Below are 13,506 nucleotides of genomic sequence, written 5' to 3' on the forward strand. Positions count from 1 at the left end.
ATGTCCTGGGAACAGATGGACCGCCTGGCGGACCTAACGCTGCGTCGACAGCTCGGTGATGCTGGCCTTCAGCTCGTCCTGGCTGATCGGCCCGACCATCCCGCCGGTGCGGGCGTCCTGCATCGCCTTGGCCAGCTGCACCCGGCGCAGCACCTCCTTGATGTCCGCGCCGGTCATGCCGTGGCTCAGCCGGGCCAGCTCGGCCAGGTCGAGCCCGTCGGCGAACATCGTGAAGCCCGGCTCCTCGTGCACCGCGACGAGCTGCGCGATCATCTTGCGGAAGATCTCCGCCCGGCTCGCCTCGTCCGGCCTCGGCACCGAGATCTTCACGTCGAAGCGGCCCGAGCGGATCAGCGAGTCGTCGACCCGGTGCGGGAAGTTCGTCGTCGCCACCACGATGACGTTCGGGTTCGCCTCGATCAGGTCGTTCATCTCCTGCTTGAAGATGCCCGCCACCGCGTTGATCGCCTGGCTCGCCGCGTCGCCGCCCGAGCCGGCGTAGCTGATGATCGAGTCGAACTCGTCGAAGAGGATCAGCGTCGGCTCCCGGTAGCGCCGGGCCTCGCGGAAGATCTGCTTGATGTTGCGCTCCGAGCCGCCGAGCCATTTGTCGAGGATCTCCGGCGTGCGGACCTCCCGGAAGTCGGCGCCGATCTCGTTGGCGAGCGCGCGCGACAGCATGGTCTTGCCGGTGCCCGGCGGGCCGTACATCAGGATGCCCTGCGGCCGGCGCGCGCCCCACCGGGCCATCGCCTCCGGGTGCCGGAACGACACCGCGATCTGCCGCAGCTCGGCGACCAGCTCCACCAGCCCGCCGACCTGGTCGAGGGTGACCGTCTGGGTGGTCGTCGCGACCCGGGGAATGGTCTCCCGGGTGACCAGGTAGCGGCGGCCGGCCAGCGGCCGCTCGCCGGCTTCCGGGCCGAGCAGCTCGACCACGGCCTGCAGCATCAGCCGGACCATCGCCTCGAGATGCTCGGGCCGGACCTCGTCGCGGGCGACCTCCGCGCGCAGCCGCAGCACGCCCTCGCGCTCGTAGCCGACCGTCGCCTGCATTCCGGCCGCGGCGTCGGCCAGGACCGCGCCCGGCTCACGCTCGGCGGTGGGCCCGGCCGGACGATCAAGACCGAGTTTCCGGTACGCCGCCAAGGCCGCCGCGCCGACCTCGTCCACGATCCGGGTGGTGACCACGTCGCCGGCGGCGATCCGCTTCGCCAGCAGCGGGCCGACCGGGACGTTGCCGAGCACGAGCGCCCGCAGGCGCTCCTTGCTCGGCCCGTCGGCGCCGTCGGCGCGGATCTCCGCGACGAACACGTGCACCGGCCCGGAGCCGGTGTCGGCGCTGGTCACGGTCAGCTCGGCGCCGCTGACCGGCGCCGGGAAGGCGGCCCGGCGCAGCAGCTCGACCGGGTTGACCCGCGCGGCGGCGAGGATGGTGGCGGCGTCGACGATCTCGACCGTGGCGCCCGCGTATTCGAAGGACATGGCGGCCCCTTCCCGCACCAAGAGTGACACGCCGCGGCGACCTCGGCCCGTTACGGCGAGAAACACCGGACGGCGGCGCGGCTGCTGCTGCCGCGCCGCCGCCGGTGCACCGGCCGCCGAATCAGCAGCCGGCGCGCGTGGTGCCGACCGCGACATCGTCGTACCAGAGCGTGTCCGCGCCCTCGCCGTAGCTCTCCCAGCCCAGCCGCAGGTCGGTGAGCGCGGGTCGCCAGGTCCGGTTCAGCCACTGGCCGTCGATGTCGTGCGTGGGCACGCCGTCCTCGAGCAGCCCCGGCACGGAGGTCCCGTTCAGCCAGGTCTGCATCGTCCCGTCGCGGCCGTCGACCTTGAACTCGACGCAGTTCCAGGCGCCGACCGGCAGCGGGGACGACAGCGCGACCCCGGCCGGGCTCTGCTCGGGCAGCGTCGCGTCGTCCGAGGCCCGGTTCCATTGCAGGGCGCCGTTCTGGCCGCCGAAGCGCAGGTCCCGGTTGCCGTCGTTCGCGTCGCGCAGGGCGACGGCGGTGACGTGCGCGGCCGGCAGCGCGGTGGTGTGCCGCACCCAGTAGCGCACGAACAACGCCGATCCCGCGGCCGGCAGCAGGGCCGTGTTGCGGACGAAGACGTGGTTGCAGTAGCCGGCCGCGCCGTCGATCCGCAGCGAGGTGCCGCCGCCGTGCGCGACCGCGGTGTCGAACACCGCCTTGCCCGCGCCCGAGCAGTCCGGATAGGTCACCGCCCAGTCGGCCTGCGTGCCCTCGAAGCCGTCGCACCGGGCACCGGACGCGCATCCGCCCGGGTTGGGCGGCGTGCTGGTCGGTGGCGTCGTCGGCGGGGTTGTGGGCGGGGTTGTGGGCGGGGTTGTGGGCGGGGTTGTCGTCGGTGGCGGGTCGCCGTTGCAGGTCACGCCGTTGAGTGCGAAGGACGCCGGCGCGGCGTTGGTGCCCGAGTACGTGCCCTGGAAGCCGAAGCCGGTCGAGGCGCCGGTGGCGAGGGTGGTGTTGTAGGGCGGCGCGGCCGCCCGCACCGCGCCGCCGGACTGGGTCACCTGGGCGTTCCAGCCGTTGGTGACCTGCTGGTTGCCGGTGAACGTCCAGGTCACCACCCAGCCGTTGATCGGCGCGCCGTTGTTGGTGACCCGCACGTCGGCGGTGAAGCCGGTGCTCCACTGGTTGACGGTGTAGACGACGTCGCAGGCGGTCGCGGCCGCCGCCGGGGTCACGGCGGCGAGCACGGCACCCACCAGCAGGGTGCCGGCCGCCGCCAGCCTGATCAGCACGCGACGCCGTTCAGCGCGTACCCGGTCGGGTTCGCCGGCGCGGCGCCGGTGAAGCTCGCCTGGAAGCCCGCGCTGACGCTCGCGCCGGCGCCGAGGTTGCCGTTCCACGCCGCGTTGCGCACGGTGATCGTGGTGCCCGACTGCGACCAGACCCCGCTCCAGCCGCTGGCCAGGGTCACGTTGGCCGGGACGGTGAAGGTGAGGGTCCACGCGGTGAGCGCGGCGCGGTTGTTAGTGATCTTGACGTCGGCGGTGAAGCCGTTCGACCAGGCGTTCGCCGTGTACGCGACCGAGCAGGCGCCACCGGTCGGCGGCGTCGTGGGCGGGGTGGTCGGAGGCGTGGTCGGCGGCGTCGTGGGCGGCGTGGTCGGAGGCGTGGTCGGCGGGGTCGTCGGCGGAGTGGTCGGCGGCGTCGTGACGGGGCCCGCCGCGATCGCCAGGTCGTAGGCGCGCTGCGGCACGAACTGGCCGGCGCCGGCGATGCAGCCGTCGGCCTCGCCGGGCAGCTTGATCCACAGGTACGCGTCCAGGATCGGGTCGGAGACCGCGTTGGTGCTGGGTATGCCGATCGCGCGCCCGGCCGGGTCGCACCATTCGCTGCCCGCCGGGCCGTTGCCGTTGCGGCTGGTGTCGATGACGCCCTTGAGGCTGGAGTCGCCGGTGGCCGCGATGACGTTCCGGACGTACGGGATCGACTCCGCGTTGGTGCGGTAGTTGGAGACGTTCACCGAGATGCCGTCCGCGCTGTTCGCGACGTCCGCCCGCACCAGCCGCGCCGCCATCTCCGAGGCCGACAGCCAGGCCGAGTGGCCGGCGTCGAAGTAGACCCGGGCGGCGCTCGAGCCGGCCTTGAGCTTCTTGCCCGCGTACGCCATGGAGGCGTAGACCTCCTGCTGCTGCGCCTGGGAGAGGCAGTTCGTCATGATCGGCAACACGTCCGGCTCGAGGATGATCGCGGCGGCCCGCCCCTTGAGCCCGGCGGCGACCTGATCGATCCACTGCCGGTACGCCGTGTGGTTCGGCAGGCCGCCGGAGCTCGCGCCGCTGCAGTCGCGGTTGGGGATGTTGTAGACGACCAGGATCGGCGTCTTGCCGGCCGCGGCGGCCGCGCCGACGAACGAGTCCACCTCGGACGCGACCGTCGCGGTGTTGTTCTGGGTGAACCAGCGCCCCTGCGGGACGCTCGCGATCCGGTCGCGGATCACCGCGGCGCGGGAGTCGCCGGGGTTGGCGGCGACCCATCTGGCGGCGCTGGTCTGCGGATCGGTGTAGTAGGGGGACTCGGCGGCGGAGGCGGATCCGGGCCAGAGCACGGCGGTGGTGGCGACCATGGCACCGGCGGTCGCGAGGATTCTCAAGCGCATTCGACATCTCCTGGGGATGGACGTGGGAGCGCTCCCATGCATCGACCACCGTAGTTGTAACAAGGGTGAAATCTCAACCCGAACTCGTCTGGTCGCAGTAGCCGGTGCCGGCCGGGTACCACGGCGACGGTATGCGGATGACTGCGACCAGACGACGCGCCGGAGCGCGAATTCGGTGATCGTTCAAAGGGTCACAGCCACCCGACCCTGGAGTCTCGAATGGCCGCCTACCTGTACCGGCTCGGCCGGTTCAGCTTCCACCGGCGCAAACTCGTCCTGGCGCTCTGGCTCGCCGCGCTGGCCCTGCTCGGCGTCGGCGCGGCCACGCTGTCCGGGCCGACGTCCGACGAGTTCTCCATACCGGGCACGCAGGCGCAGGAGGCGATGGACCTGCTCGCCGAGCGCTTCCCGGGCGCCGCGGCCGACGGCGCGCGGGCCCGCGTGGTGTTCGCCGCGCCGGCCGGGGAGCAGCTCACCGACGACGCCAACCGGGCCGCGATCGCGCAGACCGTCGCGCGGCTCAAGGGCGTCGCGGACGTGGTGGCGGTCACCGACCCGCTGCAGGGCACCGTCAATCCCGCCGGCACCGTCGCGTACTCCCAGGTCACGTTCGCGGTGCCGGCGACCGCGCTGGCCCAGGACGACCGGGACGCGCTCGCCGCTGCCGCCGGGGCCGGCCGTGACGCCGGGCTGGCCGTGGAGATGGGCGGCGACGCCATGCAGGAGCAGGGCGGCCCGGGCAACTCCGAGGTGCTCGGCATCCTGGTCGCCGCCGTGGTGCTCGTCGTGACGTTCGGCTCGCTGGTGGCCGCCGGGCTCCCGCTGCTGACCGCGATCCTCGGCGTCGCCGCCGCGATGCTGGGCATCCAGATCGCCTCCGGCTTCGTCGACCTCGGCAGCAGCACCTCCACGCTGGCGCTGATGCTCGGCATCGCGGTGGCCATCGACTACGCGCTCTTCATCGTCTCCCGGTACCGGCACGAGCTGACCATCGGCCGGGCGGGCGACGAGGCCGCCGCGCGGGCCGTCGGCACCGCCGGCTCGGCGGTGACCTTCGCCGGCCTGACCGTGGTCATCGCCCTGTCCGCGCTGGCCGTGGTGAACATCCCGGTGCTCACCGAGATGGGGCTCGCGGCGGCCTTCGCCGTCGTCATCGCCGTGCTGATCGCGCTGACCCTGCTGCCCGCGCTGCTCGGCTTCGCCGGCGGGCGGATCATGGGACGGCGCGGCCGGGACCCGGAGGCCGCCTCCGGCGCGAGGCCGACCGCCGGCCTGCGCTGGGCCCGGTTCGTGACCGGGCGCCCGGTGGCCGTCCTGGTCGCCGCCGTCGTCGGCCTGCTGGTGCTCGCGGTTCCCGCCCTCGACATGCGCCTCGGCCTGCCCGGCGACAACATGGCGAGTCCCGAGTCGACCCAGCGTAAGGCCTACGACACGCTGACCGAGGGGTTCGGCGCCGGCTTCAACGGCCCGCTCACCGTCGTGGTCGACGCCGCCGGCGGACGGGACCCGGAGCGGGCCGCGGCCGAGGCGACCGCCGCCATCAAGGGCCTGCCCGGCGTCGTCACGGTCAGCCCGCCGGCCGTCAACCCGGCCCGGGACACCGCCGTCCTGCAGGTCATCCCGGCCTCCGCGCCGGACAGCGCCGAGACCGAGGCGCTGGTGCACGCGATCCGGGACTCCGGCGGTGCCGGCATCTCCGTCACCGGCACCACCGCCGTCGACATCGACATGTCCGACCGGATGGGCTCGGCGCTGTTGCCGTACCTGTCGGTGATCGTGGTGCTGGCGTTCCTGCTGCTGACGCTGTTGTTCCGGTCGCTGCTGGTGCCGCTCAAGGCGATCGCCGGCTTCCTGCTCTCGGTGGCGGCCACGTTCGGCGCGGTCGTCGCGGTCTTCCAGTGGGGCTGGCTGAACTCGGCGCTGGGCATCGACCAGGCCGGCCCGATCATCAGCATGCTGCCGATCTTCCTGATCGGCATCGTCTTCGGCCTGGCCATGGACTACGAGGTGTTCCTTGTCAGCCGGATGCGCGAGGAGCACGTGCACGGCGCCGCGCCGACGCAGGCGGTGGTCTCCGGCTTCGCGCACGGCGCCCGGGTGGTGACGGCCGCCGCGATCATCATGGTCAGCGTCTTCGCCGGCTTCATCCTCTCGCCCGAGTCGCTGGTGAAGTCCATCGGCTTCGCGCTGGCGGTGGCGATCCTCTTCGACGCGTTCGTGGTCCGGATGACCATCGTGCCCGCGGTGATGACCCTGCTGGGGCGCCGGGCCTGGTGGCTGCCGCGCTGGCTGGACCGCCTGCTGCCGGACATCGACGTCGAGGGCGACAGGCTGCGCGAGGCTCCGGCCGAGCCGGAACGCAGCCCGGTGGACCTGGTGACCGCCGGCCGGTAACGGTGACGCGCGCCTCCCTGGGCCTCCCGGCCCGGGGAGGCCGGGCATCATTGCCACGTGAATTCGGTGCGGGAGACGATCGTCGCGGTCGTCGGCGGGCGGCTCGGGTACGAGGACGGCCTCGACACCCTGGCCGTCGCCCCGGCGGCCGACGTCGATCCGGCCCTGGCCACCGCCCTGTTCGACGCCGCCGCCCGGCTGTGGCGCGGCGGATGGCAGCCCGCCGAGCTGCACCGGGTCGTCGCCCGGCGCGGCACCGGCGTCCAGCCGCGGCTGATCATCGACGCCGTCGCCGCGTACCTGCGCGGCTTCCCGCCCAAGACGGTCGACGCGCGCTGGCGGGCACAGGCCGGCGAGCTGGCGGCCCGGGCCTGGTGGGGCGACGACGCCGGCTACCTGCGGGAGGTCGCCGCCCACCGTCGGGTCGACCGGGTCACGCTGATCGACGCGCTGCTGTCGCTGCTGGGCCTGCTGGCCGGGCTGCCGCCGATCGAGACGCTGGTCCCGCCGCCGGGCCAGGCGACGGCGGCACCGCGGGCGCCCGGCAACGACGCGAAGCTCGAGCGGGTGCGCGCGCTGCTGGCCAAGGCCGAGGCCACCACGTTCCCGGCCGAGGCGGAGGCGTACACCGCCAAGGCGCAGGAGCTGATCTCGCTGCACAGCCTCGACGAGGCGCTGCTGACCGGCGCGAGCGAGGCCGTGGTCCCGTACGCCCGGCGCATCGGGGTCGACCACCCGTACGAGAGCGAGAAGGCCTCGCTGCTCACCTCCGTCGCCCGGGCCAACCGCTGCCACGTCGTCTGGTCCCCCGAGTTCGGCTTCGCCACCGTCTTCGGCTTCGACGCCGACATCGACGCGGTCGACCTGCTGCACACCTCGCTGCTGGTGCAGGCGCACCGGGCGATGGCCCGCGCCGAGCCGCCCGGCGGCAAGGCGGGCCGGGCCCGGCTCAAGACCTTCCGGCAGTCGTTCCTGGTCGGCTACGCGGTCCGGATCGGCGAGCGGCTCGCCGAGGCCGGCCGGGCGGCGCTGGAGCAGATCGGCGACCCGGCCGCGCTGCTGCCCGTGCTCGCCTCCCGCGACGTGCGGATCCGCGAGGCCCGGGACCGCTCGTTCCCGTCGACGGTGCGCGGCCGGGGCTTCCGGGTGGCCAACCGCGAGGGCTGGGAGTCCGGCCGCGAGGCCGCCGACGAGGCGAACCTGCCTTAGCCACACCCTCTGCAAGATCTTGATTCCACTGTGTAGGGTACGGCCGTGAGCAAGACAATCGTGGCCCGGGTCACAGTCGTGGCCGAGGACGAGACCGCCGCCGACACCGCGGCGAAGAAGCTCCTGCACGAGCTGCACGACCTGGATGACGTGGTCTCCGTCGCGCAGGACCGCGAGCCCGGCGCGCCGGAGGGTGCGCGCGGCGCCGAGCTGATCGCGGTGGGCACGCTGATCATGTCCGTGCTGGCCCAGCCGGAGGCGATCACCGCCGTGCTGACCTACCTCGCCGACTGGCGGCGCCGGCAGGGCCGCGGCCAGATCGAGTTCCGGACGGAGAAGGCCGAGCTGATCCTCACCAACGCCAGCGACGCGCAGGTCGACAAGCTCATCAAGGCGTTCATCGAGGAGGTCACCGACCCTGAGCCGTAGACGTGCGCTGATCATCGCAACGGAGAGCTACCAGAGCAGGGCGTTCGCACCGCTGCCCGGCACCGCCCGGGACGCCGCGGAGCTGGAACGGGTCCTCGGCGACCCGCGCATCGGGGACTTCGAGGTGACCGTCCTGCAGGACGCCACCGTGCGCGCCGCCGGCCTGATGGTGCGGGACTTCTTCTCGCACGCCGACCCGGACGACATGCTGTTGCTGCACATCTCCGGGCACGGCGAGCGCGACGGCGACGGCAACCTGTACTTCGTCAACCACGACACGATGCGCGACTCCCTCTGGGTCACCGGGCTCAAGGCCGACCACATCAGCGCGGAGATCCGCGACAGCCCGGCCCGGCGCATCGTCGTGCTGCTCGACTGCTGCTACGCGGGCGCGTTCGTGCAGCACGACGGCGTGCTCGCCGGCCTGGGCCCGGAGCAGCCGCCGGCGTCGCCCCCGATGCCCGGCTTCAAGGCCGGCAACCCGGACGACCGGAGCCACCGCGGCGAGGTGGTGATCACCGCCGCCACCTCGATCGAGCACGCGTACGAGTCGGACGCCGGGCTGTTCACCCGCTCTGTCGTGCACGGGCTGGAGACCGGCCGGGCCGACATGAACCGCGACGGCGCGGTCGACTCGTACGAGTTGTACCAGTACGTCGCCGCCCGGATGCGGCGCGACGCCGCCTCGCCCCGGCAGAGCCCGACGTACTCCGCGCATCGGATGCAGGGGATCCTGCGGATCGCGCACAGCGCCCGCGGGCTCGCACCCGATCGGCCGCCGCCCCGCCCGGCGCCGGCTCCGGTGCCGGCGCCGGCCCCAGGGGGCCGGGGCCCGCTGCCGCGGCGCGTGCTCCTGCCGCTACTGGCGGCCGCCGGCCTGCTCTGCGGGTGCGGCATCCAGGCGGACGGCGCCGTCGCGGGCGGCGGGTGCCCGACCCCGGCACAGGTCCGGGTGGCCGCCGCGCCGGGCGGGCTGGGCGCCTACCGGGAGATCGCCGCGGGGTTCGAGGAGTGGGTGGCCGAGCGGCAGCACGGCTGTCGCGCGGTCGACCTCTACGTCTATCCGGCCGCCGTCGACGATCTCACCGAGGGCCTGCGGAAGGGCTGGGGCGTCGGCGATGACGGCCGGGACTACCTGCGCGACGTGGGCCCGCACCCGGACGTCTGGCTGCCGGCCACCGCCGGCGAGGTCCCGCCGGACGCCCGCGACGTCATCGACCGGGTGGAGCTGATCGCGCAGACCCCGATCGTGCTCGGCGTGCCGGCGCGGGCCCGGGTGCCCGGCGACGAGGCGCGGCGCCGCTCCAATGTCTCCCTTCCGGCCCTGCTCGCCGCGGTGGGCGGACGCGACGGCGTGGTGCGCGGCGACTTCGCCGGCTCGGCGGTCGCGCGGATGGCGACCGCGACCCTCTACCGGGACGGCACCCTCGACCCGGCCGCGGCCCGTACGGAGATCGAGCAGCCCCTGGAACGGTTCCTGGACGCCGGCGGCTACCCGGTCGGCGACGAGGCGGCCCTGCTGTGCCACCAGCGCCGGGTCCGGGGCGGCACCGCCGTGCTCCTCACCGAGCAGCAGCTGGTGCGGTTCAACCGCGGCGACGCACCGGACGGCGGTTGCGTCGGCGCCGCCGTCCCGGCCGCCGTCGACCAGCTGCACGCGTTCTACCCGGCCACCACCCCGGCGGTCCGCCAGGTCGCCGTGACCCTGACCTGGCCGCGGAGCGCGCAGGGCGGCACCGCACGGTCGTACGCGGCCTGGTTCGTGAGCTGGTTGCGGCAGAAGCCGGGGCGGCAGGCGCTGCTGCGCGCCGGGCTGCGCCCGACCGGCCTGGACGCCGCCGATCCGATCGGGCCCGTGAACGGCGCGCTCGCCGACTGGCCGTTCGTGCGGCGGGTGCCGGGTGAGCCGAACGCGCTGACCCGCCGCAACGTCGCCGAGCTCTACGCCGCGGCCCGCCGGCCCGGCCGCTTCCTGGTCGCCCTGGACTCCTCGGGCTCGATGAACGCCGTCACCGCCGACCCGGACCGGACCCGCTTCGAGGTCGCCGCGGCCGCCGTCGAGCAGGCGGCCTCCCGGCTGGGCCGGCGCGACGAGCTGGGCCTGCTCACCTTCGGCGGCCAGGGCGCCCGCGAGCTGCTGCCGATCGCCGCGGCGGGCGACGACCCGGTCGGCCGGGTGCGCCGGTCGGCCGCCGCGGTCCGGCCCGCCGGCGACACCCCGCTGTACGAGGCGGTCCGCCGCGGCGCCGCGGCGCTGCGGGCCGGACCCGGCGACGCGCAGCGCACCCTGGTGGTGCTCACCGACGGCAAGGACACCAGCGGCCGGCCGCGGCCGTCGGCGGCGCAGACCGCCGGCGTACGCATCTTCGTGATCGCCGTCGGCGACGTGAGCTGCGCCGACGCCGCCCTCGCGGCGCTGACCACGGACAGCGGCGGCCGCTGCTTCGACGCCGGGCCGGACTCCCTGCAGCCGGCGCTCACCTCGATGTTCCGCGCCGTCTGGGAGATGGAAGGCGACTGACGTGCTACGGCTGCGACCCTGGATGACCTTCGTCGCCGGCAACCTGACGGGCGCCGCGCTGATCGCCTCGCTGTTCCTGTTCGGCCCGCTGTCGGGGCCGGCCGAGCTCGAGGCCGGCGAGCTGGTGATCCTCAGCGGCCAGGACGACAGCCCCGGCGGGCAGCGCCAGCAGCTGGTGAACATCTGGAACGACAGCCACCCGCGCAACCGGGCCCGGATCGTGACGCTGCCCGAGGCCGCGGACGGACAGTACGCCGAGATGGTCAGCCGGGCCGAGGACGGCGACACCGACATCTTCAACCTCGACGTGGCCTGGACGGCCCGGTTCGCCGCGCCGCCGTCCGGGCGCCGGCTGATCCGGCCGATCGACTCCTCGCTGCTCGCCGAGCGCCCGGACCGGGCTTTCATGCCGAACCCGCTGCGGACCTGCCGGTACGACGGGCGGCTGTGGGCGCTGCCGTTCAACACCGACGCGGGCCTGCTCTACTACCGCACCGACCAAGGGCTGAAGCCGCCGTTCGACTGGAACACGATCAGGGCCGCCAAGATCCCGTCCGGCTTCGAGGCCGCCTGGACCGGGCAGCTCAACGCCTACGAGGGGCTCACCGTCAACTTCCTCGAGGCGGTCTGGTCGATCGGCGGCGACCTCGCGGTCTCCGCCGACGGCCGGGTGACTCTCGACCTGGCGAAGTGGGACGAGGCCGCCCGGCTGCTCCGGCCGGGCCCGATCCTGGCCGACGCGGTGAACTCCGAGGAGACCAGCAGCCGCATCGCGTTCCAGGAAGGCAAGACGCTGTTCATGCGCAACTGGCCGGTCGCGTACCGGGCGATGCGCACCGGCGATCAGCCCGGCGGCGCGAAGTTCGACTTCGACGTGACACGGCTGCCCGGCGTCAGCGTGCTCGGCGGGCAGAACCTGGCGATCGCGGAGCGGACCAGGAAACCCCGGGCGGCGCAGGCGCTGATCGAGTTCCTCACCGGCGAACGCGCCCAGCGGCTGCTCTTCGTCAACGGCGGCTTCGCCGCCACCCGTGCCGTCGTCTACGAGGACGAGTCGATCAAACAGAAGTACCCGTACCTGCCGCGGCTGCGGGAGGCGATCGACACCGCCCGGCTGCGGCCGGTATCGCCGAACTACGTGGCCTTCAGCCGGGTGCTCAACGAACAGGTGCACGACGTGCTGACCCACAGACGCGAGTCGCTTCCGCCGGACCTGGCCGACCGGCTGACCCGGGCCCTGCAGGGCAGGTAGCCCCGCAGGGCCCGGCGCTCAGTGCCGGTCGTGCAGCAGGTCGTGGTTCTGCTGGATCCTGGCAAGCGACTTCGGCGCCTTCGGCGCGGCGGCCCGCAGCTGCGCGGTGGCGCCCTCGACGGCCGGCTTCGACGGCGTGTGGAGCCACGCGTCGAACAGCTCGTCCAGCTGCTGACCGGAGATCTTCTCGGCGAGCGCGGTGAACTCGGCGGTGTTGCCGTCGGCGTACCGGTGCTCGGCCACCCAGGTGCGCAGCAGCTCGAAGAAGTCCTCGTCGCCGATGGTCTTCCGGAGCTGATGCAGGGTCATCGCGCCCCGGTCGTACACGGCGTTGTCGAAGATCCCGGAGGGGCCGGGATCGGCGGGCGCGACGGTCCAGAAGTCCGCCGGCTCGGTCGCGTACAGGTAGTCGAAGATCTCCTGGGCGGTGCCCTCGCCCTGCTCCTGCGACCAGAGCCACTCGGCGTAGCTGGCGAAGCCCTCGTTGAGCCAGATCTCCTTCCACTGGTCGACCGAGACGGTGTCGCCGAACCACTGGTGGGCGTTCTCGTGCACGACCACCGACATGTTCGAGCCGCTGCGGAAGAAGGCCGACGAGTAGACCGGCCGGGTCTGCGTCTCGAGGGCGAAGCCGAGCGTGTTCGGCGGGGCGACCACGCCGCCGCGGCTCTCGAACGCGTACGGCCCGAAGACGCTGCTCTCCCAGTCGACCACCTCTGCGGTGCGCTCGACGCTGGCCTTCGCCGCGTCCTCGAAGTCCGGCGCGAGCAGATCCGAGTACGCGTTGATCACCTGCTGGCCGTCGGCCGTGGTGTCCCGGGTGATCTCATACTGCCCGATCGCCAGAAACGCCAGGTAGGTCGCCTGCGGATGGATCGAGCGCCAGCTCCACCGGGTCCAGCCGAGGATCTCGCGAACCGGGTTGCGCGGCATGACGCCGTTGCTGATCACCTCGACCCCGTCGGGCACCGCGACGGAGACGTCGAAGGTGGCCTTGTCGCTCGGGTGGTCGTTGCTCGGGAACCACCACCAGGCCTCCTCGGGCTGTCCGACCGCGAGCGCGCCGTCGGGGGTGCGCACCCAGGCGGTGTAGCCGGCCGCGACCTTGTTGGACGGCACGCCGGAGTACTGCACCACCACGGTCATCGCACTCCCGCGCGCGACCGACCTCGGCGGGGTGACCACCAGTTCGTGGTCGCCCTCGGCGCGGAACGCGGCGGGCCGGTTGTTGACCTTCACGGAGGCCACGTCGAGCACGAAGTCGAGGTGGAACGAGCTGAGATCCTGTGTCGCGGTGGCCAGGATCGTGGTGGTGCCGGTGAGCCGGTCGTCGTCGGGGTAGTAGCGCAGCCGGACGTCGTAATGCGAGACGTCGTAGCCGCCGTTGCCGTAGTCGGGGAAGTACTCGTCCCCCAGCCCGGCGCCGCCGGGAGCGGGTGCGGCCTGTGCCGGGAGCGCACCCCCGGCCAAGGTCAGTGCGGTGGCGAGCGTTGCCACCAGCAGTCGTCGCACGGTCGAACTTCCTTCCGTCGCGGACCGGATCACGGTCCGACGTGGAGTGGTCAGCTCGAAC

General features: G+C 73.4%; 9 protein-coding genes. 5 read left to right on the forward strand and 4 right to left on the reverse strand.

Going from position 1 to position 13,506, the window contains the following annotated elements; all coding sequences use genetic code 11:
- Positions 1-33: 33 nt before the first annotated feature.
- From ACIBSW_RS08125 to ACIBSW_RS08135, 3 genes are all read right to left on the reverse strand, one after another.
- Complete coding sequence (locus ACIBSW_RS08125; RefSeq protein ID WP_354729538.1) at positions 34-1,485, reverse strand: ATP-binding protein; 1,452 nt, start codon at positions 1,483-1,485, stop codon at positions 34-36.
- A gap of 121 nt (positions 1,486-1,606) precedes the next feature.
- Positions 1,607-2,764, reverse strand: coding sequence for a cellulose-binding domain-containing protein (locus tag ACIBSW_RS08130; RefSeq protein WP_354729536.1), 1,158 nt, complete (start codon positions 2,762-2,764; stop codon positions 1,607-1,609).
- Positions 2,758-4,128, reverse strand: a complete 1,371-nt coding sequence (locus tag ACIBSW_RS08135) for a glycoside hydrolase family 6 protein (protein ID WP_354729534.1) — start codon at positions 4,126-4,128, stop codon at positions 2,758-2,760. Before ACIBSW_RS08135 ends, ACIBSW_RS08130 begins: the two co-directional genes overlap by 7 nt.
- Positions 4,129-4,347: 219 nt before the next feature.
- On the opposite strand from ACIBSW_RS08135, the gene ACIBSW_RS08140 reads away from it, so the two are divergent.
- From ACIBSW_RS08140 to ACIBSW_RS08160, 5 genes are read left to right on the forward strand one after another with little or no spacing between them, the layout of a single operon-like run.
- Positions 4,348-6,522, forward strand: coding sequence for an MMPL family transporter (locus tag ACIBSW_RS08140; RefSeq protein ID WP_354729532.1), 2,175 nt, complete (start codon positions 4,348-4,350; stop codon positions 6,520-6,522).
- A gap of 57 nt (positions 6,523-6,579) precedes the next feature.
- The gene (locus ACIBSW_RS08145) at positions 6,580-7,731 is read left to right on the forward strand and encodes a DUF2786 domain-containing protein (RefSeq protein WP_354729531.1); all 1,152 of its coding nucleotides are present in this window, start codon (positions 6,580-6,582) and stop codon (positions 7,729-7,731) included.
- A 45-nt stretch (positions 7,732-7,776) separates the two neighbouring features.
- Positions 7,777-8,160 (forward strand): hypothetical protein, encoded by a 384-nt coding sequence (locus ACIBSW_RS08150; RefSeq protein WP_354729529.1) that lies wholly within the window; start codon positions 7,777-7,779, stop codon positions 8,158-8,160.
- 52 nt (positions 8,161-8,212) lie between these two features.
- On the forward strand, positions 8,213-10,681 hold the full coding sequence (locus ACIBSW_RS08155) for a caspase family protein (protein ID WP_404799313.1): 2,469 nt from the start codon (positions 8,213-8,215) through the stop codon (positions 10,679-10,681).
- Position 10,682: 1 nt separating this feature from the next.
- A complete protein-coding gene (locus ACIBSW_RS08160) occupies positions 10,683-11,933 on the forward strand; it encodes an extracellular solute-binding protein (protein ID WP_354722377.1) in 1,251 nt (416 codons plus the stop codon).
- Positions 11,934-11,951: 18 nt separating this feature from the next.
- On the opposite strand, the gene ACIBSW_RS08165 is transcribed toward ACIBSW_RS08160, so the two are convergent.
- Positions 11,952-13,445, reverse strand: coding sequence for a M1 family metallopeptidase (locus ACIBSW_RS08165; RefSeq protein ID WP_354722378.1), 1,494 nt, complete (start codon positions 13,443-13,445; stop codon positions 11,952-11,954).
- Positions 13,446-13,506 lie beyond the last annotated feature (61 nt).

Source organism: Actinoplanes sp. NPDC049668 (assembly GCF_044465445.1).
GTDB lineage: Bacteria > Actinomycetota > Actinomycetes > Mycobacteriales > Micromonosporaceae > Actinoplanes.